The sequence below is a fragment of the Enterococcus sp. C76 genome, from assembly GCF_040886985.1.
Taxonomy (GTDB): domain Bacteria; phylum Bacillota; class Bacilli; order Lactobacillales; family Enterococcaceae; genus Enterococcus_B; species Enterococcus_B lactis.
The window spans coordinates 268,908-293,971 of record NZ_JBFOEY010000002.1; the positions used below are offsets into that span (position 1 = coordinate 268,908).

General features: G+C 39.0%; 24 protein-coding genes and 1 riboswitch. Of the genes, 6 read left to right on the top strand and 18 right to left on the bottom strand.

What is annotated here, in order from left to right; translation table 11 throughout:
- Positions 1-132: 132 nt before the first annotated feature.
- The 4 genes from AB3I00_RS03730 to rpsO form a co-directional block, all read right to left on the bottom strand.
- Positions 133-2,124, bottom strand: a complete 1,992-nt coding sequence (locus tag AB3I00_RS03730) for a KUP/HAK/KT family potassium transporter (protein ID WP_002315557.1) — start codon at positions 2,122-2,124, stop codon at positions 133-135.
- Between the two features lie 143 nt (positions 2,125-2,267).
- Positions 2,268-2,534, bottom strand: a complete 267-nt coding sequence (locus AB3I00_RS03735; protein ID WP_174131746.1) for a GlsB/YeaQ/YmgE family stress response membrane protein — start codon at positions 2,532-2,534, stop codon at positions 2,268-2,270.
- Between the two features lie 511 nt (positions 2,535-3,045).
- Positions 3,046-5,172 (bottom strand): polyribonucleotide nucleotidyltransferase, encoded by a 2,127-nt coding sequence (gene pnp, locus AB3I00_RS03740; RefSeq protein ID WP_002309766.1) that lies wholly within the window; start codon positions 5,170-5,172, stop codon positions 3,046-3,048.
- Between the two features lie 187 nt (positions 5,173-5,359).
- A complete protein-coding gene (gene rpsO / locus AB3I00_RS03745) occupies positions 5,360-5,629 on the bottom strand; it encodes a 30S ribosomal protein S15 (RefSeq protein ID WP_002289282.1) in 270 nt (89 codons plus the stop codon).
- Between the two features lie 249 nt (positions 5,630-5,878).
- Between rpsO and def the strand changes: the two genes are divergently transcribed.
- Positions 5,879-6,442, top strand: a complete 564-nt coding sequence (gene def, locus AB3I00_RS03750) for a peptide deformylase (RefSeq protein WP_002293455.1) — start codon at positions 5,879-5,881, stop codon at positions 6,440-6,442.
- 118 nt (positions 6,443-6,560) lie between these two features.
- On the opposite strand, the gene AB3I00_RS03755 is transcribed toward def, so the two are convergent.
- The 4 genes from AB3I00_RS03755 to AB3I00_RS03770 form a co-directional block, all read right to left on the bottom strand.
- Positions 6,561-7,691 carry a hypothetical protein gene (locus AB3I00_RS03755; RefSeq protein ID WP_368024787.1) on the bottom strand — a complete coding sequence of 377 codons (1,131 nt, stop codon included), beginning with the start codon at positions 7,689-7,691 and terminating at the stop codon, positions 6,561-6,563.
- Between the two features lie 214 nt (positions 7,692-7,905).
- Positions 7,906-8,427 carry a transcription repressor NadR gene (locus tag AB3I00_RS03760; protein WP_002341084.1) on the bottom strand — a complete coding sequence of 174 codons (522 nt, stop codon included), beginning with the start codon at positions 8,425-8,427 and terminating at the stop codon, positions 7,906-7,908.
- A 2-nt stretch (positions 8,428-8,429) separates the two neighbouring features.
- On the bottom strand, positions 8,430-9,272 hold the full coding sequence (locus AB3I00_RS03765) for a chorismate mutase (RefSeq protein WP_002329732.1): 843 nt from the start codon (positions 9,270-9,272) through the stop codon (positions 8,430-8,432).
- Positions 9,265-9,990 (bottom strand): NAD-dependent protein deacylase, encoded by a 726-nt coding sequence (locus tag AB3I00_RS03770; protein ID WP_086286333.1) that lies wholly within the window; start codon positions 9,988-9,990, stop codon positions 9,265-9,267. Before AB3I00_RS03770 ends, AB3I00_RS03765 begins: the two co-directional genes overlap by 8 nt.
- Before the next feature lie 175 nt (positions 9,991-10,165).
- Between AB3I00_RS03770 and AB3I00_RS03775 the strand changes: the two genes are divergently transcribed.
- From AB3I00_RS03775 to AB3I00_RS03790, 4 genes are all read left to right on the top strand, one after another.
- Positions 10,166-10,462, top strand: a complete 297-nt coding sequence (locus AB3I00_RS03775) for a hypothetical protein (protein WP_002293448.1) — start codon at positions 10,166-10,168, stop codon at positions 10,460-10,462.
- A gap of 255 nt (positions 10,463-10,717) precedes the next feature.
- A riboswitch (Lysine riboswitch) is annotated at positions 10,718-10,892 on the top strand.
- A 137-nt stretch (positions 10,893-11,029) separates the two neighbouring features.
- Positions 11,030-12,622 (top strand): ABC transporter permease subunit, encoded by a 1,593-nt coding sequence (locus tag AB3I00_RS03780; RefSeq protein WP_002293447.1) that lies wholly within the window; start codon positions 11,030-11,032, stop codon positions 12,620-12,622.
- Positions 12,623-12,634: 12 nt separating this feature from the next.
- Positions 12,635-13,375: an amino acid ABC transporter ATP-binding protein gene (locus AB3I00_RS03785; protein WP_002293446.1), complete on the top strand. Its 741-nt coding sequence runs from the start codon at positions 12,635-12,637 to the stop codon at positions 13,373-13,375.
- A gap of 168 nt (positions 13,376-13,543) precedes the next feature.
- Positions 13,544-14,893, top strand: a complete 1,350-nt coding sequence (locus AB3I00_RS03790; RefSeq protein ID WP_002293445.1) for an amino acid permease — start codon at positions 13,544-13,546, stop codon at positions 14,891-14,893.
- Positions 14,894-15,300: 407 nt separating this feature from the next.
- Here the strand turns inward: AB3I00_RS03790 and AB3I00_RS03795 are convergent, their stop codons facing one another.
- Positions 15,301-15,891 carry a TMEM175 family protein gene (locus AB3I00_RS03795; RefSeq protein ID WP_368024788.1) on the bottom strand — a complete coding sequence of 197 codons (591 nt, stop codon included), beginning with the start codon at positions 15,889-15,891 and terminating at the stop codon, positions 15,301-15,303.
- A 146-nt stretch (positions 15,892-16,037) separates the two neighbouring features.
- Here AB3I00_RS03795 and brnQ point away from each other — a divergent pair, with 146 nt between their 5' ends.
- Positions 16,038-17,390, top strand: coding sequence for a branched-chain amino acid transport system II carrier protein (brnQ, locus tag AB3I00_RS03800; RefSeq protein WP_368024789.1), 1,353 nt, complete (start codon positions 16,038-16,040; stop codon positions 17,388-17,390).
- 872 nt (positions 17,391-18,262) lie between these two features.
- On the opposite strand, the gene AB3I00_RS03805 is transcribed toward brnQ, so the two are convergent.
- The 9 genes from AB3I00_RS03805 to treR all read right to left on the bottom strand — a co-directional run bounded on the left by AB3I00_RS03805 (position 18,263) and on the right by treR (position 24,992).
- Positions 18,263-18,949: a hypothetical protein gene (locus AB3I00_RS03805; RefSeq protein ID WP_070770584.1), complete on the bottom strand. Its 687-nt coding sequence runs from the start codon at positions 18,947-18,949 to the stop codon at positions 18,263-18,265.
- A gap of 91 nt (positions 18,950-19,040) precedes the next feature.
- Positions 19,041-19,640, bottom strand: coding sequence for a hypothetical protein (locus AB3I00_RS03810; RefSeq protein ID WP_104764821.1), 600 nt, complete (start codon positions 19,638-19,640; stop codon positions 19,041-19,043).
- Between the two features lie 697 nt (positions 19,641-20,337).
- Positions 20,338-20,712, bottom strand: coding sequence for a hypothetical protein (locus AB3I00_RS03815; protein WP_002289815.1), 375 nt, complete (start codon positions 20,710-20,712; stop codon positions 20,338-20,340).
- 116 nt (positions 20,713-20,828) lie between these two features.
- A complete protein-coding gene (locus AB3I00_RS03820; RefSeq protein ID WP_002290531.1) occupies positions 20,829-21,311 on the bottom strand; it encodes a low molecular weight protein-tyrosine-phosphatase in 483 nt (160 codons plus the stop codon).
- 52 nt (positions 21,312-21,363) lie between these two features.
- Positions 21,364-21,942, bottom strand: a complete 579-nt coding sequence (locus AB3I00_RS03825; RefSeq protein WP_002290530.1) for a TetR/AcrR family transcriptional regulator — start codon at positions 21,940-21,942, stop codon at positions 21,364-21,366.
- Between the two features lie 28 nt (positions 21,943-21,970).
- Complete coding sequence (gene ruvB, locus AB3I00_RS03830) at positions 21,971-22,972, bottom strand: Holliday junction branch migration DNA helicase RuvB (protein ID WP_002290529.1); 1,002 nt, start codon at positions 22,970-22,972, stop codon at positions 21,971-21,973.
- A gap of 12 nt (positions 22,973-22,984) precedes the next feature.
- Positions 22,985-23,587, bottom strand: coding sequence for a Holliday junction branch migration protein RuvA (gene ruvA / locus AB3I00_RS03835; RefSeq protein WP_002290528.1), 603 nt, complete (start codon positions 23,585-23,587; stop codon positions 22,985-22,987).
- Positions 23,588-23,755: 168 nt separating this feature from the next.
- The gene (gene msrB, locus AB3I00_RS03840) at positions 23,756-24,202 is read right to left on the bottom strand and encodes a peptide-methionine (R)-S-oxide reductase MsrB (RefSeq protein ID WP_002309788.1); all 447 of its coding nucleotides are present in this window, start codon (positions 24,200-24,202) and stop codon (positions 23,756-23,758) included.
- 76 nt (positions 24,203-24,278) lie between these two features.
- Positions 24,279-24,992, bottom strand: a complete 714-nt coding sequence (gene treR / locus AB3I00_RS03845; RefSeq protein ID WP_368024790.1) for a trehalose operon repressor — start codon at positions 24,990-24,992, stop codon at positions 24,279-24,281.
- Positions 24,993-25,064: the final 72 nt, after the last annotated feature.

Below are 25,064 nucleotides of genomic sequence, written 5' to 3' on the forward strand. Positions count from 1 at the left end.
AGGAGATGTGGCTGAAAAATGCCACATCTCCTTCTTACTCAAAAGCATTGCATTACTTGTTGCTAAACAGCTTTTTCGTGATTTCTGATAAAAACGGTATTCAAAAGCTGAATTCAGATCAAAGCGCTACTTTCACAATCGCTCTTTCAACCATGTTTTCCGAGTATTTCCAATGATAAGCGGAACAGTTTCATGTTTTACTTCACTGTACTCTAGCCCAAACCATGTTTCTGGCGAGGTAGCGATTTTTTTGATTGCCAGTTTTGCCTGCATGATTTGACGCTGCCATTTTCCTAGAGTTGTCACATTGGAGACTACTTCATCAATCAGGACAAATTGGAAATCGCCAACTTCCCGTCCTGGTGTCAGAGAGTATCTTTGTGGCTGTTTTGGCAAACGGCCTTGTTTCATCAAATCATGGATGACTTGGCGAACATATACATTGATTTCCTGTTGGACCCTGAAACCTAAGAACAGATTCACTTGGACAATAAAGTCGGTGCCCATCATATCTACTTGATATTCTTTCGTATATGGCTCATCCGTCACTTCCACATGAACAAACCAATAAACTCGTGCTCTTTTAGGTCGCTTATCTAAAATCGAATAGATGAACTGTCGTCCCACTTTGTCTTCAGCCATATCAGGCACTAAGAAGACTACATTCGTCTGATAGATTGGTAAAGAAGTATCATCACGTAATTCTTTAAGCTGAGGGATATAATCTCTCAAAGACACATCCTCAGTTGACGATTCGCGGATGATGTTTCCTTGTTCCCAAATGAACATCACAACTAAGATGATCAAACCAATCAGAACGGCTACAAAACCGCCACGGAAGAATTTGACGACACTTGAGATAAAGAAAACAACTTCTATTGCACCAAAGAAAAAGGTAACTAAATATGCAAACCAACGAGAATGCCCATTTTGGATAAGATAAAAGTAAAGCAGTGCCGTCGTCATCAACATGGTCACCGTGATCGACAGACCATAAGCAGCTTCCATATGATGGGAGGTTCGGAATGTGACAACCACTAGAGAACAGGCGATCCATAGAATCAGATTGACTGCTGGGATATACATTTGCCCGATACTGTTCCCAGGATACATAATCTTTAATCGAGGCAGCAGTTTCAACTTGATGGCTTCCGAAACCAGCGTAAACGAGCCTGTAATCAATGCTTGCGAAGCAATCACCGCAGCAACTGTTGCAAAAGCAACGCCAATCACGATCCAACTTTGAGGCATCATTTGGAAGAATGGATTCAAGTTCTTGATTTGCTGTGCTTCAGGGTTTTGATAAACATTCAATAACCATGCAGCCTGCCCAAAATAATTGATAACCAAACAAATTTTGACGTAAGGCCAGCTCAAACGAATATTTCGTTTGCCGACATGTCCAAGATCGGAATAAAGCGCCTCTGCACCTGTCGTAGCCAAGAAAATATTTCCAAGAATGAACAAGCCTAGTTTGTTATCTGCACTAAAAAGCAGCTGGATTGCGTAATAAGGGTTCAATGCACGGATAACTGTCCAATCCTGGCTAAAATTCAGCAACCCCATTACTCCTAAAAAAGTAAACCAAGCGAACATGATTGGTCCGAATGCTTTTCCGACAATATCTGTCCCAAAGCGTTGGACCATGAATAAGACAAAAATAATAACTAAAGTGATAATGACGATCACATTCTGGTTATTACCGAACCGGTCAAAAAACTGCGGAATTCCCCGCAATCCTTCAATCGCAGTCGTTACCGTCACAGCAGGGGTCAATACCCCATCTGCTAATAAGGCAGCTCCTCCGATCATTGCAGGAATGATCAAATATTTCCCACCTTTTCGGACAAGTGTGTAGAGTGAGAAAATTCCACCTTCCCCATGGTTATCTGCATTCAATGCAATCACGACATATTTGATCGTTGTTAGTAGAGTCAATGTCCAAAAAATCAATGAGACTGATCCGATAACAAAATCAGGATTGATTCCTGTCAATCCGCCATTATCTTCAACAATCGATTTCATCACGTAAAGCGGACTTGTCCCGATGTCTCCGTAGACGACTCCCATCGCTACAAGTAGGCCAGCCATTGATATCTTTTTGGTATTGTGCGTTGTTGCCACGTTTTTCCCTCATTTCTTGTTATATGGATGTCCTTTAGGTAAGCTTGAATGATAGACGATCTTCTTATCCATGACACCCGCTTTCCTAAATTGCTTCTAATTATCCAAGTAACGCACTGAAGTGTCAACTTATTTGAATAAAATTATTCTTTCTTTGATCGTTCCCTGATGCGTCTTGCCACAAATGAATAAAGAGCAAGGCAAAAAATTGCACCCAATAATGCTGGGATCAAATAAAAACCGCCAAGTTCCGGTCCAAGCGGCCCTAGTAAAAATTCGCCAAGCCAGCTGCCTAAAAAGCCGATAATGATATTTCCAGATACACCACCTGGGACTTCCTTTCCCAAAATGGCACCAGCTATCAAACCTAACACACCGCCGATAAACAACGACCATAAAAAGTTCAGCATAGCCTTCCCCTCCTTCGTCCCTTTATCTCACTTTTATTTTACGCTTTATTTAGAAGGACTCCAAAAATATGCACCAAGAAACTCCAGAAAAAAAAGAAGTTGTGACAAAAGTGTTCAGCTTATTTCCGAAGAAGCTACTTCTGGAACAACGTGAATCAGAGGTTGTGAAATCAGCGGTTTGACCTGAGTATTAGAGAAACAAACGGAAAAATAGTTCCTCATATTTTGCCGTTTTTTGAGCTAATATCGAGGGACAGCTGATTGAACACCGTTTATTGGAGAGGTTGTAAAAAAGCTGTTCTGCATCAAGTAATAAGAACAGCCAAGTAAAAACAGCTCCTAATGTTTTTAACTTGGCTGGACTGATTACCGCAGATGCAAGCTTTTGAACACCGTTTATTCGCAAAAAAAGGACTGTGACAGTTTTTTGTCACAGTCCCCTTTTTTCGAATAATTGTTGTTCTCCTGCCAACTTCTTGATCACAAGACACAATATTCATAAGAATTAAAATTATTTTGCTTCGTTTTTCGTTGAACCATCTTCATTCAACATTGCTTTTCTTGACAGATTTACGCGTCCTTGTTTATCGATTTCAGTTACTTTCACAAGGATCTCATCACCTAGCTTAACAACATCTTCGACTTTATTGACACGATCGTTTGCCAATTGAGAAATATGGACAAGTCCATCTTTTCCTTTGATCAAGTTGACGAATGCACCGAATTTTTCGATACGGACAACTTTCCCTAGATAAACTTCACCGACTTTGACTTCTTTTGTCAGATCTTCGATGATCTTGATGGCTTTTTTGATCATTTCTGCATCAGCAGAAGCAATACTTACTTTTCCATCTTGATCGATATCGATTTTTACACCCGTTTCATCGATGATTCCATTGATCGTGTCTCCGCCTTTACCGATAACATCTTTGATTTTAGCAGGTTCGATCTGGATCATTTCGATTTTTGGTGCATATTGGCTTAATTCTTCACGTGGAGCAGCAATCGTTGAAGTCAATTCTTCTAAGATTTCCATACGTGCTTGTTTTGCTTGCGTCAATGCTTCAGTTAGGATTTGTTCTGTGATTCCTTGGATCTTGATATCCATCTGCAAAGCAGTGATCCCATCTTTTGTACCGGCAACCTTAAAGTCCATATCGCCAAGATGATCTTCCAACCCTTGGATATCTGTTAAGATCGTATAGTTCTCACCATCAGAAACAAGTCCCATCGCAATACCGGCAACAGGTGCTTTGATTGGTACCCCTGCATCCATCAATGCTAATGTGCCAGCACAGATACTTGCTTGGGAAGAAGAACCATTTGATTCCAATACTTCTGCTACCAAGCGGATCGTATAAGGAAATTCTTCTTCTGAAGGGATTACTTGTGCCAATGCACGTTCTCCTAATGCGCCATGTCCGATTTCCCGACGTCCTGGAGATCCTGCTCGTCCTGTAGAACCAACAGAAAATTGAGGGAAATTGTAGTGGTGGATGAATCGTTTGCTGACTTCAACCCCTAAACCGTCAATGATTTGGTGCTCTCCTAAAGGTGCGAGTGTACAAGCAGATAAAGCTTGTGTTTGTCCTCGTGTGAACAATCCTGAACCATGTACACGTGGCAATAAGCTGACTTCTGATGACAATGGACGGATTTCATCCAATTTACGCCCGTCAGGACGGATTTTATCGATGGTAATCAATTCACGTACGACATCTTTTTCCAAATCTTCCGTGATTTGTTTGACTTCTTTCAATAAGTGATCTTCATCTTCGTGACCTGCAAATTTCTCAGCGTAAGCTTCACGAATATCGAGTTTCACTTGCTCAATGTTCTCTTCGCGAGCAAGTTTTTCTTCGGTCATTACTGCTGCTTTCATTGTAGCGTAAGAAGCATCAAAGATTTCTTTTTTCAATACTTCATCAACTTGCAGTAAAGTGACTTCCATTTTTTCTTTTCCTACTGCTTGAACGATTTCTTCTTGGAAAGCAACTAATTCTTTGATAGCGTCAAAACCAAACAGCAATGCACCAAGCATGTCTTCTTCTGAAACTTCTTTCGCGCCACTTTCAACCATGTTGATCGCTTGTTTCGTACCAGCAACAGTCAATTCGATATCTGTTTGTTCTGCTTGCTCTACCGTTGGATTCAAGACATACTCACCATTTACACGACCAACTTCTACACCTGCGATTGGACCATCAAATGGGATATCTGAGATCGATAGTGCTAAAGAAGAACCTAACATCGCTGCCATAGCTGGTGAACAGTCAGTTTCTACACTCATCACGATGTTCGTTACTTGGACTTCATTACGGAAGCCTTCCGCAAACATCGGGCGAATCGGACGGTCGATCAAACGAGCAGTCAATGTTGCTTCCGTACTTGGACGTCCTTCTCGTTTGATGAAACCTCCAGGGATTTTCCCTGCTGCATACATTTTTTCTTCATAATTGATCGTTAATGGGAAAAAGTCTGTATCTTTTGCTTCTTTAGAGGCCACAGCTGCACTTAAGACCACTGTATCTCCATAACGGACTAAAACGGCTCCGTTTGCTTGTTTTGCTAGCTGACCGACTTCGATTTGTAAGGGACGGCCGCCCCATGTCGTTTTGAATACTTGTTTTTCTGACATAACTTCTCCTTTTCCTTCTCGTGAAAGCAAGACGCTACTAAACAAATGAAAACTGCTGAAAGCCGTTTTTCGAGCAGCTTTCATTTGGTTAGTAGGAGTCCATCTAGCTTGATCACGGAATTTTGCTTAATTGATATACGAGTAAAAAAAGTGAGATTCATGTGAATCCCACTCTTTTTGACTAAAATTAACGACGCAAGCCTAAACGTTTGATCAATTCGCGGTAACGTTGAACGTCAGTTTTACGTAAGTAAGCTAACAAGTTACGACGGTGACCAACTTTTTTCATTAGGCCGCGGTATGAATGATGGTCTTTTTTGTGCACGCGTGCATGTTCATTCAAGTGGTTGATTTCTTCAGTTAATACAGCGATTTGTACTTCTGGAGAACCAGTATCCCCTTCATGGCGAGCATATTCGTTGATGATTTCATTCTTGCGTTCTTTTGAAATTGCCATTTCTTTCACCTCTTTCGATTATTCCCCTGCGACTGAGTAAAACGTTGGTGATTCGCTTAACCAAGTGGCAGGCCGTGCGCCTAGAGCACACAGCTATACTTTACCTGAAACCGGGCTGGAAATCAAGTGGTTAATCATTAAGAAAAAGTAGTTTTCAAACAATCTTACTACTACTTTTCCATTTTTGTGGTAAACTATAATGCGAAAATAGACTTGAATATAGTCTTTTAAGAAAGGGGTACATATTCCATGATTACAATGGATGATATCATTCGTGAAGGAAATCCGACCTTACGCGAAGTAGCAGAAGAAGTTTCTCTTCCATTAAGCGAAGAAGATATCTCTTTAGGAAAAGAGATGCTTGAGTTCTTAAAAAACAGCCAAGATCCAATCAAAGCTGAAGAATTGCACTTACGAGGCGGTGTTGGCTTAGCTGCACCTCAATTAGATATTTCTAAAAGAATCATTGCTGTTCACGTACCAAGTGCAGACCCAGAGGTAGATGAACCTTCTCTAAGTACTGTTATGTATAATCCTAAAATTTTGAGCCATTCTGTTCAAGATGCTTGTTTAGGGGAAGGTGAAGGCTGTTTATCTGTTGACCGAGAAGTACCAGGATATGTCGTTCGCCATGCCAAAATCACTGTGTCTTATTATGATATGAATGGTGAAAAACACAAGATTCGTTTGAAGAATTATGAATCGATCGTCGTTCAACATGAAATCGACCATATCAACGGTGTGATGTTCTATGACCACATCAACGATCAAAATCCATTTGCATTAAAAGAAGGCGTATTGGTGATCGAGTAGAGACTTGGATTGATCCTTCGATTCTATGGCATAAGAAAGCTTTATAAAAGGGAAGTGACAGAAAATCGTCACTTCCCTTTTTATGTTTTGTCACTGACTGAAATCAAAATTACTAAAATCAAAATTCAGCATACGGCTGTGTCTTGGATAGAGATAAATTTTTATTGGGGATTATATGTTTTTTATCTCCTAAAAGATAGCTTTTATGTTTCGTTGCGCCTTCTTGGAGTTGGTTTAACCTCTGTTTTCTTGAATTTAGTGTTGCTATGCCCGTTGTTTGGGTGCGATTGTCTAGAACCTGTCCTGAGTTACTGTCTTGCCGATTTTCCCATGACTTTATTAACTGTCCCACTCGCTTCTTCCCTTGATTTTTATCGGTCTCTTGCTTCAATCCCTCTCTGTTTTCCCAAGAATCTACTTTTACCAACGGTTTTTCTGTTCGTGTATTCATACGCACGTTTTGTTTTGTTGGACCATTTTGTTGCCGATTGTTTAATTGATCATCCGCTTTATATTGTACATTAGCTGATGTTATGAAATCTGACAGCGACTTTTGGTGATGGCGAGAAGCTAAATCAGTTAGTTGCGCTGACTTGTTTGGATATAACCCTTTTGACTGAGTCGACTGTCCCACTGGTCTTAGGTCCATGCCAAAGTCTTTGACACATGTTTTCCATAATTCAGGGTTCCTAACCCATGGTACTATCATTCTTTCTGCTCCATCGTAAAAAACTACTCTGTTTTTAAGTTCTGGTGAATGATAAATGTAGCGAATAACTGAGGCAATTGAATCTTTATCTGTTCCATCAATAATCTTTGATTCATTATGAGGATCGGCATGAATACACACGACGATTTCCATTTGAGGGTGTTTCTTCGCTACTTCTAACATAATCATTTCGAAACAAGCTTCCAAATCTGCTCCTCTTGCCAGATTCTCTGGTTGGAATGCCCGTATGGATTGCATGACCTGATGAACATCATCCCACAAAATAAAATTTTTTCTTTTAGGCTCTATAACTATTGGATAATGTTTAAACAACAGTTCTTTTACTTCAATTGTTTTATTTTTCATAAGATCAGCTTCAAACACCAAGTTTGTAGAATAGGCATAAGGGGTACTAGGGTTATTGTTTTTGTACTGATTTCTAAGTTGTTTTTCCCATGTCGGATTTGAATAAACAGCACTCTTCATTTCTTCTTTGTATCCAAATAGCATATATGTCTTCTTATCGTTTTTATTTTCCATTGCTGCACCTCTTCTTAATTTTAGTTATTACAAAGTGTAACTTACTTTTATCTAAATAAAAGAAACTACTTTTTCTTGAAAATAAAAAAACTGGCGTTAATCTCGCCAGTTTCTCTTACTCCTATCATATAGATATTCATTTCTACCTTATCTTTATCTTTTTATCTCAGGGATGTTTAGACAGGTTCTTAGATAAAGAACATGAGCTACGATGTCATCCTTCGTACAAGATACCTGCTTCAGCTAGTTTTTGCTTGATTGTTTTCAGCATATGCTTTTCTGGGTAGCGGATCGTATGCAGATGGATTCCTCCTGTGAGTTCGGATAATAAAGAAGCATTGCTTTTTTGATAACGTCTCATAAATGAATCGATGTCTTGTGGTGTTTTAATGTGCAACGTACCTGTTAATTCACCGTAAAGCGGATGTTCTACGATCACATCAATGATTTCACCGCCATTTTCAACGATGAGTCTCAACTCTTCTTCTGTCTGATCTTTTCCATGCTGAACAGCGATTTTACTGATATGTCCAGTATTGGTTTCTTCTGTTTCAAGGATATAACCTCTTGCTGTTGCCACAATACTTTTACCTGCCGCTCGTAGTAAAGCAATATCACCGACAATAATCTGACGGCTGACTCCAAAAGTTTTCGCAAACTTGCTAGCACTCACTGGTTTTTCTGTATTTGCCAAGGTTTGCATGATTTGTTTTCGCCGTGCCTCTCCTTCGATCACACTTATTCCTCCTTCATTTTGTTTTGGTATTCGCGCGAGTGTTTCATCAAATCAACATATGTGTCTGTTATTGTTTCCTTGTATCCCTTATTTTTCAGCAGTTTAGCAACTTTATCCAATACTTGCTGCTCTCTTTTTTCATCATAAACTGCTTTGTTTCCTTCTTTTTTTACTTGTCCTATTTTAGTTACTGTATCCATTCTTTTTTCTAATAAAGCAACTAATTCTCGATCGATCGTATCGATCTTTTGACGTAATGTTTCAAGAGACTCTTCTAACGGTTCTTCCTCTACTGTCTTGATGATACGAGCAGGATTTCCTGCAATCACTACATTGTCGGGGAAAGATTTGGTCACGACCGAACCTGCGCCGACCACTACATTGTTTCCTAGTGTGACACCCGGCGTGACGATAACGCCTCCGCCTAACCAAACATTATCACCGATTTTTATGGGTTTTGCATACTCCAAACCACTGTTACGTTTCACTGGATGTAATGGATGTGTTGCCGTATACAGCTGGACATTGGGAGCGAACATGCAGTTATCACCGATTTCGATTGTGCTGACATCTAAAAATGTACAGTTGAAATTTGCATAAAAATTCTCACCGACAAATATATTATATCCGTAATCAAAATTGATAACTGGCTCCATATAGATTTTTTTCCCTGTACGACCAAATGTCTCTTTCAACAATTGGGATCGCAGTTCCGCTGATTCGGCTTGGTTGATGATTTGGCTTTGACTTCTTGCAAACATACGGTCGGCAACCAGCTCAGGATCATTGGCAAAATAAAGCTCGCCTGCAATCATTTTTTCTTTTTCTGTTTTGAATTCAGTCATAGTCTACTCCTAATTCTTGTATTTTTTTGAAAACAACCGCTCCGTCTTCCTGAATAAACGTATAAGGTTCCGCTAAATAAACAGGCGTTTGATTGATTACTAAAATTTTGGCTGACGGTTGGCGAAATTGTACCAGATCACAAAATGGATGAACTTGAAAACTCGTTCCAACAATGACGACCAGCTCTGCTTGGCTGACGGCATAAGCCGCCTGCTCAATGACTTCATCTTGGAATCCTTCACCATATAACACGATGTTTGGGCGTATTTGTCCGCCGCATGCTTGATGTTTGTCGCTGTGAAGATATTCTTTCCAGTCTACTGTTTGCTTACATTTTCGACAATGACATTGATACAAACTTCCATGAAAATTGACGAGTTGCGGGCTTTTAGCTTTTGCGTGCAACCCGTCGATATTTTGTGAAACGACCCAGACATTTTTTTCTTTCGCTAGCTGTGCCATTTCTAAATGAATAATATTTGGTTTTGCTTCAGGATGATAAATCTTTTTGACAAATTGATAGAATTTATCCGGTTCATTCACCATTGCTTGATGACTCAGCAAGTATTCCGGCTGTTCCATTCCGTGGTAGATTCCTGTCAGTGATCGATAATCTGGCACTCCAGAAGGTGTGGATACCCCAGCACCGGTCAAAAACGTGATTTTCTGATGGGTCAATATCTCTTTTGCTGCTTCGTCTACTGTTCCTTGTTTCATGTTTTGTCACCTCACTTTCCATTATAGCCCATACTCAAACAAATTTATTGTTGAAAAGTGTGAAAAATAGGAATAAAAAAGTGCGAGGTACATTTGAACAATTTATCACAATCTTCACTGACAAAAGAATGAAAACGTGTTACAATACTGCTGTATAAAAGTGAGGTGAATCGATATGTTACCATTCTTTATTTACTGGGGCGTTATTCTGGCTTGCATCGCCTGGTTAGCGTTAAGTGTTTATTTCTCTGTTTTTTACCTTGTACGCAAAGAAAACGGAAATCTTTGGGCTTTTGCTTTATTCAACGTGATTGCCGCCATTGTTTTAGCCATTACATTAGCCGTTTATCGAACATGGGGCTGGGGAATCACCCAATACTCAAGTTTGATTTATCTAATATTAGCCATTTACGGTGTCGTTGTTCTTTTGCAAGCGATCCTAGGACGCGAGCCAAAGAAAGCGGCTGCTTAAATAATCGAGGTGGAACTGGATGCAGGAAATTTTCTGTTTCAGTTCTTTTTTTATTGTGTTACATACATTTTTGTGTATAATTATACTATCGTTTGTAATGGATAGATGATTCACATTGTGATTGTTTTTTCGGTAAAAGTAAAGTTTTCTATATTTATCAGTATTTTTTCAAAAAACAGCAGTTATAGATTGACAAAGCCTCTCGAGTATCGTAAACTTTTTTTGTATAAATAACTGAATACGAGATGCCTCAATCAATGAGGTAGAGGTCGCGAGAATCATTAACCCTGTGGAGTGAAGCAAACATGGAGAAGCAGGAATAGGGAGGATCGCCGAAATGTACACTTTTTTGCTTGAAGTGTATGTTGGGACGCAAGTTAAGAGCTTGCGGACTGTCTTAGCAGTGATGCTAAGTTGCGCTATGTTTTGTGAGAGGTTTATCACCTTATGGAATTTTAGCGGCCTTTTTATATCTATAAATCGGTCGCTTTTTATTTTTTCAGATAAAGCTTTACCGCATTTCATCTAGACCGCTCGTGTATCATATAATCAGAAAGGGAGAAAAAAATGAAAAAAAATATGGTTTCAGTTGCCGTACTATTTGCTTTTGTCTTCTCACTATTCAGTGTGGGATCTCTGGCAAATGCAGATGAAAAAACACCGAGCGATGAGTTTCGCGTAGGTATGGAGGCTGGGTATGCACCCTTCAACTGGTCTCAACAAACAGATGAGAATAACGCCTTGCCAATCCAAGGCCAAAATAGTTACGCCGGCGGTTATGATGTTCAAATCGCTAAAAAAGTAGCAGATGGTTTAGGGAAAAAATTAGTCATCGTCCAAACAAAATGGGATGGTCTGGCTCCTGCCCTTCAATCAGGCAAGATCGATGCGATCATCGCCGGAATGAGCCCTACTGCTGAACGACGAAAAGAAATTGATTTTACCGATCCATATTATGAATCACAATTAGTAGTAGTAGTCCAGAAAGATGGCAAATACGCAAAGGCAAAAAGTTTAGCAGATCTTTCTGGAGCAAAGATCACTGCTCAGTTAAATACCTTCCATTATACTGTGATCGATCAGATACCGGATGTTCAGAAACAACAAGCAATGGATAATTTCTCAGCCATGAGAACAGCGTTAGCTTCTGGAATGATCGATGGTTATGTCAGCGAACGTCCGGAAGGTGTAACGGCAACTAGTGTGAATAAAGACTTGGAAATGCTCGAATTCAGCGGTGCAGATGGCTTCCAGACAAACCCGGAAGATGTTCAGATTTCTGTTGGTATGCGTAAAGGCGACCCAGATATCCAAAAAGTAAACCAGATTCTTTCTGGCATTTCTAACGATGAACGAACAAAAATCATGGACCAAGCAGTCAAAGATCAGCCTGCTGCAACTGATAGTGAAGAAAAACCCGGCATCATTTCTGACTTCACTACGATTTGGAAACAATACGGCAATATGTTCTTACGAGGTGCTGGACTTACCTTGTTCATCGCATTGATCGGGACAGTTGTCGGTACCACACTTGGATTACTGATTGGTGTCTTCCGTTCGGTACCTGAATCAGGAAATGCACTGACTCGCTTCTTCCAAAAAATCGGAAATGCACTTCTATCTATCTATGTCGAAATATTCCGCGGAACACCGATGATGGTACAAGCAATGGTCATCTTCTACGGCCTGGCACTCGCTTTTGGTATTTCGTTGAATCGAACGATTGCCGCTTTGTTTATCGTCTCTCTCAATACTGGAGCTTACATGACAGAGATCGTCCGTGGGGGGATTTTTGCAGTAGATGAAGGACAGTTCGAAGCTGCGCAAGCCATTGGTATGACCCATGGCCAAACGATGAGAAAAGTTGTTATTCCACAAGTTTTACGGAATATCTTGCCGGCAACGGGGAATGAATTTGTTATCAATATCAAAGATACAGCCGTTTTAAGTGTAATCGGCGTAGCTGATTTGTTCTTCCAAGGGAACTCTGCTTCCGGTGCGAATTTCCAATTCTTCCAAACATTTACGATCGTCGGGATCATCTACTTAGTCATGACCTTTACGATCACCAGAATCCTGCGTGCGGTAGAAAAGAAAATCGATGGACCTTCTGCTTACACAAAGCTTGAAGAAATCGACAATTCAAATTTGCAGGAATAAGGAGGAAGAATCATGAGTGAAAAAATTATTGAAATCAACCATCTAAGAAAAAGCTTCGGTGAAAATGAAGTATTGAAAGATATCAGCGTGACAGTCAACAAAGGCGAAGTTGTGACGATCATCGGTTCTTCTGGTTCTGGTAAATCTACTTTCTTGCGCTGTATCAATTTACTAGAAAAACCAACAGGCGGCGAGATCATTTATAATGGAGAAAATGTATTAGCTCCTAAATATAATTTACCTAAATATCGAACGAATCTAGGTATGGTCTTCCAATCCTTCAATCTCTTCAACAATATGAACGTCTTGGAAAACTGTATGTCTGGACAAACAACTGTCCTGAAACGAGATAAAGAAACTGCCAAAAAAGTAGCAATCGAAAATCTGGAAAAAGTTGGTATGGATCGTTATGTCGAAGCTAAACCAGCACAATTGTCTGGCGGGCAGAAGCAGCGTGTCGCAATTGCTCGGGCATTATCGATGAATCCAGATGTATTGTTATTCGATGAACCTACTTCGGCGTTAGACCCTGAAATGGTTGGTGAAGTGCTTAATACGATCAAAGACTTAGCACATACTGGCTTGACGATGCTTATCGTGACGCATGAGATGGAATTTGCAAAAGATGTATCTGACCGTGTCATTTTTATGGATAAAGGTGTGATTGCAGAAGAAGGTACACCAGAAGATATCTTTGTCCATCCGAAAGAAGAACGTACAAAAGAGTTCCTTTCACGTATTTTAAATGCTTAGGATCAATCGCTGATTGGGACAGAGAGCTGCGGTGTTTACCGCAGTTCTTTTTTTGCGCCTACTCATAAAAGGTAAATTTCTGAAAATTTTGGAATCTTAGTTGTGTTTTTCAGAAAACTCTCTTAATATGGAAGTAATATAAACTTTTTTAGTTAGGATGATTTAAAAATGAATGAAGAGCAAGAACTGCAGCGTGGACTGAAAAATAGACATGTCCAACTGATTTCTATTGGCGGAGCGATTGGAACGGGGCTTTTTTTAGGTTCCGGAAAGTCTATCCAGCTAGCTGGCCCTTCGATATTGCTCGCCTATCTCATCACTGGATGCATCTGTTTTTTCATTATGCGTGCGTTAGGCGAACTTCTGTTATCAAACACTAATAACCATTCTTTTCTGGATTTTGTTGCAGAATATCTTGGCAAAAAAGCGGCTTTCATCACTGGTTGGACGTATTGGTTCTGCTGGGTATCGATTGCAATGGCAGATTTAACAGCCATCGGGATGTATGTACGCTACTGGGCACCTGGTGTTCCTCAGTGGCTTCCTGAACTGATTGCATTAGGTCTTCTTCTTTGCTTGAATATGGTGGCTGTCTCGTTGTTTGGTGAGTTAGAGTTTTGGTTTGCCTTGATCAAGGTTGTAGCGATCATTGCCTTTATCCTCGTAGGTGCTTATATGATCCTCACCCACTATACGACAGATATCGGCACAGCCAGCATCACGAATCTATGGTCTCATGGCGGATTCTTTCCGACTGGTGCCAAAGGATTCATCTTGGCTTTTCAAATGGTGACCTTTGCTTTTGCTGGGATCGAATTAGTTGGATTAGTCGCTGGAGAAACAGAAAATCCTGAAAAAGTGTTGCCGGAAGCTATCAATAATATTCCTATCAGGATCATCTTATTTTACTTAGGTTCTCTTTTTGTCATTATGGCCATCTATCCATGGAATAGCTTGAATCCAGATAATAGTCCATTTGTAGAGGTATTTTCGGAAATTGGGATCACGATTGCTGCATCCTTGATCAATCTAGTCGTATTAAGTGCAGCAGCTTCTGCCTGCAACAGCGCCATATACAGTACAGGACGTATGCTTCGTTCTTTAGCACAAGAAGGCAGTGCTCCTAAAAAATTCAAGAAGTTAACAACACATCATGTTCCAGGAAATGCTTTGACATTTTCTACGATCGTTATTTTCATTTCGGTTATCTTGAATTACGTGATGCCTAGTGAAGTATTCACACTCGTAAGCAGTATTGCCACTACTTGTTTCTTGTTTATTTGGAGTATGCTTGTCTACACGCATATGAAATATCGTAAAAGTATCATCGGCAAAAAAGCACATTCATTTAAAATGCCGCTGTATCCATTGAGTAATTATTTGGTCTTTCTTTATATGGCCTTTGTGTGTGTCGTCTTGTTCCTAGGAAAAGATACGAGAATCGCTTTATTACTGACACCTGTGTGGTTCTTGCTTCTCTTACTGATCTATCATATGAAATATGAACGTAAGAAGTAAGAAAGAGGTTGTGACAGAAGTGGTCAGCTTCAAGAAATAAGAAGGAATTGACGAAAATTGCTTCTTAAATTTTTGTGAAATTTCAGCTTATTTCAAAGAAGCTACTTCTGGAACACCGTGAACCAGAGGTTGTGAAAAAGACGCTTAGTTTCGAGTAGTAAGAAAAATTTTGTGAAAATGGCTTTCCACATTTTTGCATAAATTTGGCTTAATACCGAGAAACTGGCTTTTGAACACCGTTTAAGAAAGAGGTCGTGAGCCTGCCGTTTCACTCTGAGTCACAAGGAGCAATTTCAAAAAAACAGCTTCTCATGTTTGTTGAATATTGTGACTTGTGACCGAGGAGTTGGCAGGAGAACACCGTTTATTCGGAAAAAGGCTGTGACAAGATTTTTGTCACAGCCTTTTTATTTCCCCGGAAACAACCGCTGATAATAGGTATCTGCTTTTTTATAGGAAAAAATCCAAATACCAGATACGAAAAAACGTCCGAATAACCCAATCATCGGTACAAAAAAGATACCGGCAATCAAACATAAGTTAATAAACATGGAGATAAAACTTCGATGGTCCTTTGACAAAACTCTCACAACATGGGAATCTGGTTTATTTGCTTTCATGATTTGCCTCATCAATATACCAAAAGAAAAACTCCACATCGTGTATACTAAGACATAAGCCATCTCAGGCCAAAAAGCTTCAGGGTTACGCCCGACCCAACTAGTAACGGAAGGACATAAGGTCAGCCAGAAGAGCCAAAAGATATTCGACCAGACCACTCGGTAATTGATGCGTTCTGCCATCTGGAATATACGATGATGGTTCACCCAGATTACCGCAACAAATATAAAACTTATTGCATAAGCTAATAATGTATTTCGGATGACCCACAAAGAATGAAAACCAGATGGATCAGGAATCTTGATGTCTAATACAAGAACTGTCAAAACGATGGCCACTACTCCATCAGTAAATGCTTCTAATCTCGACTTTGTCACGATGATTCCTCCTCAGATGATTCAGCGCTTTTATTTTATCACTTATGTTATTAAATAACCATCGTTTTATATAGGAAATTTTCTGAAAATTGTTGCATATTTTTCGAAATTTTGTTACTTTTAAAAAAACCGTAAAGGAGTTATGTATGACAAAAAAATTATCATTTAAAGACTATCTTTTTATAGGCTCCATGCTTTTCGGTCTATTTTTTGGTGCTGGAAATCTTATCTTTCCCGTTCATTTGGGTCAAGAAGCAGGCGCTGCTACCTTTTGGGCGAATCTAGGTTTCTTGGTTACCGGTATCGGTCTCCCCTTCTTAGGGGTGATTGCCATTGGTGTATCGAAAAGCTCAGGTGTATATGAATTAGCAAAACGGATAAATCAAACATATGCGATGGTTTTTACCATCTTGCTTTACTTAGTTATCGGACCGTTTTTTGCTTTACCTCGCCTTGCGACCACATCTTTCGAGATTGGTTTAGCACCATTTATCGATCCTAGCAGACAGACGCTATATCTAGCAATTTTCAGTATTGTATTTTTTGTGCTGGCTTGGTGGTTTTCAAGAAAACCGACAAAGATATTAGATTATGTTGGAAAATTCCTGAATCCTGCATTTTTGGTTTTATTAGGGGCATTGCTTCTCCTTGCTTTTTTGAATCCATTAGGCTCTGTCAATCAAGCGCCTATTCAGCCAAATTACCAAGACCATGCTTTTTTCACAGGATTTACTCAAGGATATAACACATTAGATGCGCTTGCTGCTTTAGCATTTGGAATCATCATCGTTACGACGATTCAAAACATGGGTGTAACAAAACCTGCTGAAATTGCTAAAGACACGATCAAATCTGGTGCGATCAGCATTATATTGATGGGAATCATTTATACTTTGCTCGCTTATTTAGGTGCTATGAGCTTAGGTAGCTTTGCTCTAAGTGAAAACGGCGGAATTACGCTGGCTCAGATTGCTGATCATTATTTAGGCACTTATGGAAGTATCTTATTAGCATTCATCGTTATATTAGCTTGTTTGAAGACTGGTATTGGTTTGATTACAGCTTTTGCAGAAACATTCACGGATTTGTTCCCGCAAAGAAATTACGCCTTTTTTGTTGCACTTGCCAGTATCCTTCCCTGTTTAGCGGCAAATGTAGGCTTGACGAATATCATTCAATTTTCGTTGCCTGTTTTGATGTTCATCTATCCATTAGCAATGACATTGATTCTGTTAGTGTTGGTTGGTCCTTTGTTTAAGCAGCGTACAGCTGTTTATCGGATGACTACCTATTTTACATTGATTGCTTCGATTTTTGATGGGTTGAATGCCTGCCCAGAATCTATCAAGCAAACCCCTATCGTTCAAAATCTTTTATATGTTGCGGAAAGCTACTTGCCGTTTTTCAAATTGGGGATGGGATGGATCGTGCCAGCAATTATCGGTTTTGTTATCGGCCTGATTTGGAGTTTCGCTAAGAAAGAAGAAGTATTGGATTGATAAAAGAGGTTGTCTCTTGAACACTTTTTAAGAAAGAGTTTGCGAAAAAGCTCTCACAAAAATTGCGACGAGTAATCGCAGGATCAATAAAAAGCAAAAGGTCTGTGACAAAAGTCTTGTCACAGACCTTTTTTTCCGAATAAACGGTGTTCAAAAGCCAGTTTCTCGGTATTAAGCCAAATTTATGCAAAAATGTGGAAAGCCATTTTCACAAAATTTTTCTTACTACTCGAAACTAAGCGACTTTTTCACAACCTCTGATTCATGGTGTTCCAGAAGTAGCTTCTTCGAAAAATAAGCCGAAATTCTACAAAAATTTGAGAAGCAATTTTCGTCAATTCCTTCTTATTTCTTGAAGCTGACCACTTCAGTCACAACCTCTTTTTTATAAATAAAGTTATTTTTACATATTAAAAAAGCAAACATTAAATAACGTTAATTTCAAAACAAATAAATTCCTCCCTTCTTTTTCTTTATCAGTTACGTGAACGATTATGCGTCCAAAACAAACGATTATTTGACATAACTACTGTCTTCCATGAGAATACACGAAGGAAACACCAATAATATAAAAAACTTTTTTTAAATCGATTTTTTCTATTACGCCTTGTACTCTTTCGTTTTTTCAAGAATAATTAAATGTGTAAGCTAATAGGAATGTACGGAGGTATATATTCAATCGTCATAATCATATTGTCTCCGCTAGAGTGATTATTAAAAAAACTGAGACTATCGTTCGAAAAAATAGAAGATACTATATTTTAACCACTTTTCCAGATTTAGAAAGGCAATTACAAAAAACCCGCGTTGCGGGTTTTTTATTTTGATACATTTTATATTCAGTAATATTAGCTAACTCTTACAAATATAAACTAATCCGTCGTTGAAGCACCAATGACAACCATCCTCTTTTCTAACGAGTCATAAATCGTCCACATATGCGCTCCACGGCATCCTCTCCCAGATGTGAAATAACTAGACCAACTGTCATTCCAGCTATAGGCTACTAAGTTCTTTTTATTAGGGAACAAATAATTATTCAGCTCTAAATATTCTTCTTTTGTTACATAAAGTCCATAAGATGTTTCAAAAAAAACCTCTTCATAAAGACTTTCTGGCTGAAGCATTTCTTCAAAATCAATGGGAGATGGAATCATTCGCCCTTTATTCAAATAAATTGGGTAACCAGCCACATGATCAAAAGATGTCCAGTCAGTATGTACTAATCTCATTTTTATCGGCTTCTCCGTTCGCCAATAGTTATCTACAGTTCTTTTTAAACTCCGACGCTCACGAAAAGTCATACCCGATGGTTTACCTTTCATTTTTTGCTGTAACCATTTTTGGAATATGAACTCTACAAACGGCATAGGTTTACGTATAGGTTTTGTCCCTCTAACGCCTTTATACCATTCATTATTTACATATTTCATTAATATGATTGCAGCTTCTTGATGGCTATCTAATCCTTGATAATCTGATACAGATAAAATAACATAATCTAAATCTAGAATATACTTCTTGTATAATTGATCTGTTACCTCCTTCAAAAGTTTCATTTTGTCCTCCTCCGATTTTTACTACCTCTCGTTTCATTACATGATGATTTTAAAGATGTAGATTCTCGCTATCTCACTATTATGAAGTAATTCAATCCAATACCAATATAGCATCAAAAACAGTAAATCGCTTTCTTTTTTCGTCATACACTGACCACACATAAGCACCATCCCAATAACGACCATTATTATAATAATTCGTAAATTCATTATTCCAAAGGTAAATATGCAGATGATCTTTATCTGGGAAAAGACGATCATTCAACTGGTTAAATTCTTCTTCCGTTCCTGCCGCTCCTTGAGGCGCATCAAGAAAAGAAGTCCGATAGATACCATCCTCAGCCCATAATGCTTTAGGGGTGACTCTTTTCGCCTTCATCATTTCTTTATTCACATAAATAGGATAATCTTTCATCTTGTCAAAAAATCGGATATCCGTATAGTTGATTTTTTCTTCTCTGAATTCGTAAAGTTTTTGTGCATATATTTTTTTAGAAACTACGAGAAGCCTTTCGCTAATCCGCCATGACCTGGCAACACACAATCTATTTGAGTAATTGAGAAATTCTAAAACTGCCTCCTGATGACTAGTTAGCCCGTCATACTCTTCTTCCTTGAAAAAAGCATAGCGTAAAACGGTCCAATCACGCTCCAAATAAAAATCAATACTTTCTTTTTCTAATAGTTCCATCTTTTCTCTCCTTGTGTTCTTCTAACGGCACTCCTGATACACCAACAAATCTGACCCTTTCATCTGCTACGTCAATACATGTTTCTCTCGAATTTTATCTATCCATTTTTATTTTATCGCAACTATCAAGGCTTCCATTCCTATTATTTCTTTTTGAAGAAAAGATAGTTCTTAACTCATGGGAATCGCTGGATTTGTAAAAAAAGGTTGTGAAATCAGCGCCTTGGCTTAAGTATTAGAAAAGCAAAACAGCAAAATATAAGGAGCTATTTTACCGTTTTTTGAACTAATACCAAAGGGTAGCTGATTGCACAACGTGTCTTTTTATAGTATAAAATTTTAGACAAATACATGATGTAAAAATAAATTTCGCAAAAAAACTTAACAACTTTCGAAAACTTTCGTCACAAAATATTCACAACTAATGACTATTATATAAGTATACCAACAAACAACCCTAACAACACTTTTTCATTTTTAACTCCTTATCCTGCTAGCTCCCCGGCTAGCAGGACCTTTTTTTATCAAAAAAACTTGCCCCATGCAATCGATTCAACTAATCAACCGAATGCTGTCATGCTGTGATACTCATCGTAAAACTTTTCGTTTTATCGGTATCCGCTTAAAGCATTCGGTTATTTTTGATTAGTAATGATTGATGGTACAAGCTCATACGTGCTTTTCTATCTGGTATAAATTATTTTGATAACCGTTCCTGTTCTCCTGCTGGCGAAAGGATTGTTATTTTTTCAATTTGTTCTACGGGAACCATGCGGATCTGCTGCTCTTCGTTTTGTAGGCGGATCATTACTCGGTCTTTTTCGACCGTTTTTGTCGCCACCCAACCTGAGATCGTTTCATACTTGCTACTCAAACGATTCGCTCTTACTTGTAAGATAACTAGACTATGTTCAGTCGCAGCTTTTTGCAGCTCAAGAATAAACTTTCCTTGCAATCGTACATTCTTAGCATGTTCTTCAGTGTCATTTACAAAAGAATCAAAAAGTTGATACGAGGTATGAGTAACTAACTTCGTAAGCTTCTTCATTGGTGATACTGTCTCTTCGTTCATCGAATGCACTCCTCCTTTAGCTAAGAAAGTGTTACTTAATTAATCTTATTTTACCTAACATTTTACAAAAAAACAAGGAAATGCTCTAACGTCTCTAAAAAAAGAAAGCGCTGATTTTAGAAACTGTTTGTTATTTTATTTTCATCCATCCAAATGTTCCACCAATGATCTAACCCTTCTGTGATCAATTGATATGTCTCATCAAAGTTATTGGTATAGTATGGATCGGGAACATTTTCTTTTTCTTTTCCAGGGATGCTACTTAAAAACAAATGGATTTTTTCCTGTGCTGAGCGTGGTGCTCTTCTTTTCAGTTCTTCTACATTTTCTTGATCCATGCCAATGATCCAATCAAAAGTTTCAAAATCGTGGGGTGTGATTTGACGAGCAACCATATTCGTCATATCCACATTTTCTTGGTTCAATATTTTTTTCGTTCCAGGGTGCGGTGTCTTTCCAACTTCATACGTACTTGTAGCAGCAGAATCCACAAAAAATTCTGCTTCCTTTCCTTCTGATGCTATTCGTTTCTTCAACAAGCCTTCTGCCATTGGTGAACGGCAAATATTTCCCAAACAAACAAATAAAATTTTTGTCATTTTCCCATCTCCTTTTAACAATCATGGCTTTTTCAACGAAAGATTATTTCTATTACTGTTCTTCCAACTCTTCTTTTGCATAAAGACGATAAGAGTATAATTCCGTATCCTTGGCTAAACGGAAAAGCTGCATAGCGATTTCCATCGGTGTTTCTTCATATTCATTCGTGATCCAATTGACTAACACGCCGCTGCAACCGTAAGAAAAAAAACGAGCATAAAATAGTTTATCTTTTGCAGAAAGCTGTCTTTCTTCATCCATTTGCTCAAAAATCTTGATAAAAGATTTTTGGATTAGTTGAGAAAATTCTTTTTGTAAAATTTCTTGGTCAGAAAGCACAGTATTTGCGTAAAACTCTTTCTTTTCAGCAATTGCTTTCAGCATTTTCAATGCTTGCTCTTCCCAATTATCAAGAGTAAGACATTGCGGGTCTAAATAATGCAAGGCATCCTCACAATAGACCCAACGAAGCAAATCGTATTTATCTGTAAAATGATAATAAAATGTTTGACGATTGATTTTTGCTTCATTTGCGATTTTTTGGACGCTGATTTTTCGAAAAGATTGTGTTTGGCACAAATCAATCAATACGTTTTTGATCAATTGTTTCGTACGTGTTGTATCACTCATTCATTTTCCTCCAATCTAAAAGCAAAAATCACATATGATAGTCGTAGCCGAAATGTTCATAAGCATAAGCCGTAGCCATTCGCCCTCTAGGTGTACGCTTTAAAAATCCTTTTTGGATCAAGTACGGTTCATACATATCTTCGACTGTTTCTCGTTCTTCTCCTATATTTACGGAAAGCGTGCTTAATCCTACGGGTCCGCCGCCATATAATTCGATCATCGTCCGTAACAATTTCTGGTCAACATAATCCAAACCAGCTTGATCGACTTGTAGCAAAGTAAGCGCCTGATCTGCTATAGGACGATCGATTTTCCCGTCTCCTTGAACTTGCGCAAAATCACGAACCCGTTTGAGTAAGCGATTCGCGATTCTAGGCGTTCCTCGCGATCGGCGAGCAATTTCCAATGCCCCTTCTTCAATGATCTCTGTTTGAAAAATATCCGAAGAACGTAAAACGATCTCCTGCAGTTCCTGTTCGTCATAATATTCCATATGTGAAATGATGCCAAATCGATCGCGTAAAGGTGCAGAAAGCATACCTGCTCGCGTCGTCGCCCCAATCAAAGTAAAGGGAGGAAGAGGGAAATGGACCGGATGTGCGGTTGGTCCTTGTCCTACCATGATGTCTACATAAAAATCTTCCATGGCCGAATAAAGCATCTCTTCTACTACTCTAGGCAATCGATGGATCTCATCGATAAATAGGACATCCCCTGCTTCCAGTTCATTCAAGATCGCTACTAAATCACCCGGACGTTCGATAGCGGGGCCGCTTGTCGTACGAATGTTCACAGTCATCTCATTAGCAATGACCATAGCCATCGTCGTTTTCCCTAATCCAGGAGGCCCATACAACAGAACATGATCTAATGGTTCTTCCCGATTTCTGGCAGCTTCGATGTAGATCTGAAGTTCTTGTTTGACTTTTCTCTGCCCGATATACTGAGAAAGCAACTGCGGACGAAGAGATTTTTCCAAACTCAGTTCATTTTCGCCAGTTTCTGGTGATAACAAGTATTCATCTGTCATTTGGTCTCCTCCTTATTTTTTCATCATCAGCTTGAGTGCTTGGCGTAAATACTCATCTGTTGTCTGATTGTCGACTTCTTTTAATTGTTTTTCTACACGTTTGATTTCTCTATCACTGTAACCAAGAGCTGAGAGAGCCTCCATTGCTTCAGATAGAGCGGTAGCGTCTTTTGTATTTGCTTCATCGAATAGACTGAAGGGCGTATCGATACTCAGCTCACCAAATTTTCCTTTTAGATCCAAGATCATTTGTTGCGCCGTCTTCTTCCCTACCCCTGGAAATTTTGTCAAATAAGTGACATCACTGGATTCCACTGCTTGGATCAAACCGGAGTGGTCTTCACTTGCCATGATCGCAAGAGCACTTTTTGGACCGATTCCTGAAACACTGACTAATCGCAAAAACAGTTGTTTTTCTTCTAAAGAATCAAATCCATACAAAAGATGCGCATCTTCGCGGATCACCTGATGGACATAAATTTTTATTTTTTGATTTAGTTTGCTACTGTAGCGGTAAGGATTTCCTAATGCGATCTGGTAGCCGATACCATTGGTTTCTACTACTATGTAATAGGGGTTGATAAAGGTAACCACACCTGTCAGATATTCATACATATTCTAGTCCTCTTTCTTTTGCACACATACGTTCCCTTTATTGTAGCACATTTCACCTTGTGAAAAAAGGAGTCTGGGGAGCGTTTCTTTCAAATAGCAATCGCTTGAATAAAAAAGAGCGGACGATCGAGTGAAGCCCCGTATTGTACCGCTCTTTTTGTATTTTCATTATTCTACCAGTGATTTGTATTCGCCATAACCGAGTTCATCCATCTTTTCATAGGGAATGAATTTTAGTGAGGCAGAATTGATGCAGTAACGCAGACCGCCTTTATCTACTGGGCCATCGGTAAATACATGTCCGAGATGAGAGTTTGCTTCTTTGCTTCGAACTTCTATTCGATGCATGCCATGAGAAAAATCGGCTTTTTCGCGTACTTGTCTTTTTGCTATTGGTTTGCTGAATGATGGCCAGCCACAACCAGCGTCATATTTTTCCGCAGAGCTAAATAACGGTTCGCCGCTGACGATATCGACGTAGATCCCTTTTTCGTAAAAATCATCGTATTTTCCGGTAAATGGACGTTCTGTTGCATTTTCTTGTGTGACTGCATAAGCCATCGGTGATAATTTTTCTTTCAGTTCTTCTTTTTCTGGTCTTGTTGGTTTATCCATTAAAAATGCCCCCTTTGTGATCCTATCATAGCGCCAAAGCAGACAGATGCCAACAATTTGCTTTCTTTCGAAACATTTACACTTTTCGGCGCCGGGCAAACTCAACGAAACGGAATTTATCTAATCGGTGTACCGACTCAGAATACTCAAAACAGCGGGTATCTTCCAAATGAACAAGACTTCTGACGACCACTGCGTAAGTGTCATCGTGAAGATCCATCGTTGTTTTCATGATATCTGTTACTTCTTCTACTGTGATTTCCTTTTGTGCGTAAGCAATCGTTAAAGAAAGCTCATTTTCAAAATATTCATAGATCGATCCTTGTGCTTGTACTGGGGTTAAATGAGGAACGAACTCCTTTAATAGATAATCAGTATCTAATATAACCACTTCACCATCGATTTTTCTTTCGCGTATCAAATGCCAGACAGGTGCACCAATCTCCCAGCCAGTAATCTCATTCAGTGCTTTTGTTACTTCTGTTTCTTCTAACGTATGAACGATCGTTTCACTTGGAATACGTTGGGTTTCCTGTAGCTCTTTATAGCTTGTCAGTCCAGAAATAGGAAAATCAAAGCGGTTTCGATCTAGTACGATCGACCCTTTTCCTTGTTTTTTTTGAATATATCCTTCCGTCGTCAAAAGATTCAGTGCTTTTCTAATTGTTTCTCGTGAAACACCATAGATTTTGATCAATTGGTTCTCACTAGGCAAAAGCGAATGCGGAGGATATTCTTTCGCTAAAATTTTCTGTTCCAAATCTAAAAAAATTTCATTGAACTTGTTCATGTTTTTTCCCTCACTCGTTCTTCCATCATTTCTTCACTATACTACAGCTCTTTTTGTATTTCAATGTTCCTC

Coding starts and splice junctions, on each gene's coding strand:
- AB3I00_RS03765 (WP_002329732.1), bottom strand. CDS start 9,272: ATGACTGAATTCAAAACAGAAAAAGAAAAAATGATTGCAGGCGAGCTT.
- AB3I00_RS03780 (WP_002293447.1), top strand. CDS start 11,030: ATGAAAAAAAATATGGTTTCAGTTGCCGTACTATTTGCTTTTGTCTTC.
- brnQ (WP_368024789.1), top strand. CDS start 16,038: ATGACAAAAAAATTATCATTTAAAGACTATCTTTTTATAGGCTCCATG.
- pnp (WP_002309766.1), bottom strand. CDS start 5,172: ATGTCAGAAAAACAAGTATTCAAAACGACATGGGGCGGCCGTCCCTTA.
- rpsO (WP_002289282.1), bottom strand. CDS start 5,629: ATGGCAATTTCAAAAGAACGCAAGAATGAAATCATCAACGAATATGCT.
- treR (WP_368024790.1), bottom strand. CDS start 24,992: ATGAACAAGTTCAATGAAATTTTTTTAGATTTGGAACAGAAAATTTTA.
- msrB (WP_002309788.1), bottom strand. CDS start 24,202: ATGGATAAACCAACAAGACCAGAAAAAGAAGAACTGAAAGAAAAATTA.
- AB3I00_RS03735 (WP_174131746.1), bottom strand. CDS start 2,534: ATGCTGAACTTTTTATGGTCGTTGTTTATCGGCGGTGTGTTAGGTTTG.
- AB3I00_RS03785 (WP_002293446.1), top strand. CDS start 12,635: ATGAGTGAAAAAATTATTGAAATCAACCATCTAAGAAAAAGCTTCGGT.
- AB3I00_RS03775 (WP_002293448.1), top strand. CDS start 10,166: ATGTTACCATTCTTTATTTACTGGGGCGTTATTCTGGCTTGCATCGCC.
- def (WP_002293455.1), top strand. CDS start 5,879: ATGATTACAATGGATGATATCATTCGTGAAGGAAATCCGACCTTACGC.
- ruvB (WP_002290529.1), bottom strand. CDS start 22,972: ATGACAGATGAATACTTGTTATCACCAGAAACTGGCGAAAATGAACTG.
- AB3I00_RS03770 (WP_086286333.1), bottom strand. CDS start 9,990: ATGAAACAAGGAACAGTAGACGAAGCAGCAAAAGAGATATTGACCCAT.
- AB3I00_RS03820 (WP_002290531.1), bottom strand. CDS start 21,311: ATGACAAAAATTTTATTTGTTTGTTTGGGAAATATTTGCCGTTCACCA.
- AB3I00_RS03815 (WP_002289815.1), bottom strand. CDS start 20,712: ATGAACGAAGAGACAGTATCACCAATGAAGAAGCTTACGAAGTTAGTT.
- ruvA (WP_002290528.1), bottom strand. CDS start 23,587: ATGTATGAATATCTGACAGGTGTGGTTACCTTTATCAACCCCTATTAC.
- AB3I00_RS03810 (WP_104764821.1), bottom strand. CDS start 19,640: ATGGAACTATTAGAAAAAGAAAGTATTGATTTTTATTTGGAGCGTGAT.
- AB3I00_RS03790 (WP_002293445.1), top strand. CDS start 13,544: ATGAATGAAGAGCAAGAACTGCAGCGTGGACTGAAAAATAGACATGTC.
- AB3I00_RS03755 (WP_368024787.1), bottom strand. CDS start 7,691: ATGGAAAATAAAAACGATAAGAAGACATATATGCTATTTGGATACAAA.
- AB3I00_RS03825 (WP_002290530.1), bottom strand. CDS start 21,942: ATGAGTGATACAACACGTACGAAACAATTGATCAAAAACGTATTGATT.
- AB3I00_RS03805 (WP_070770584.1), bottom strand. CDS start 18,949: ATGAAACTTTTGAAGGAGGTAACAGATCAATTATACAAGAAGTATATT.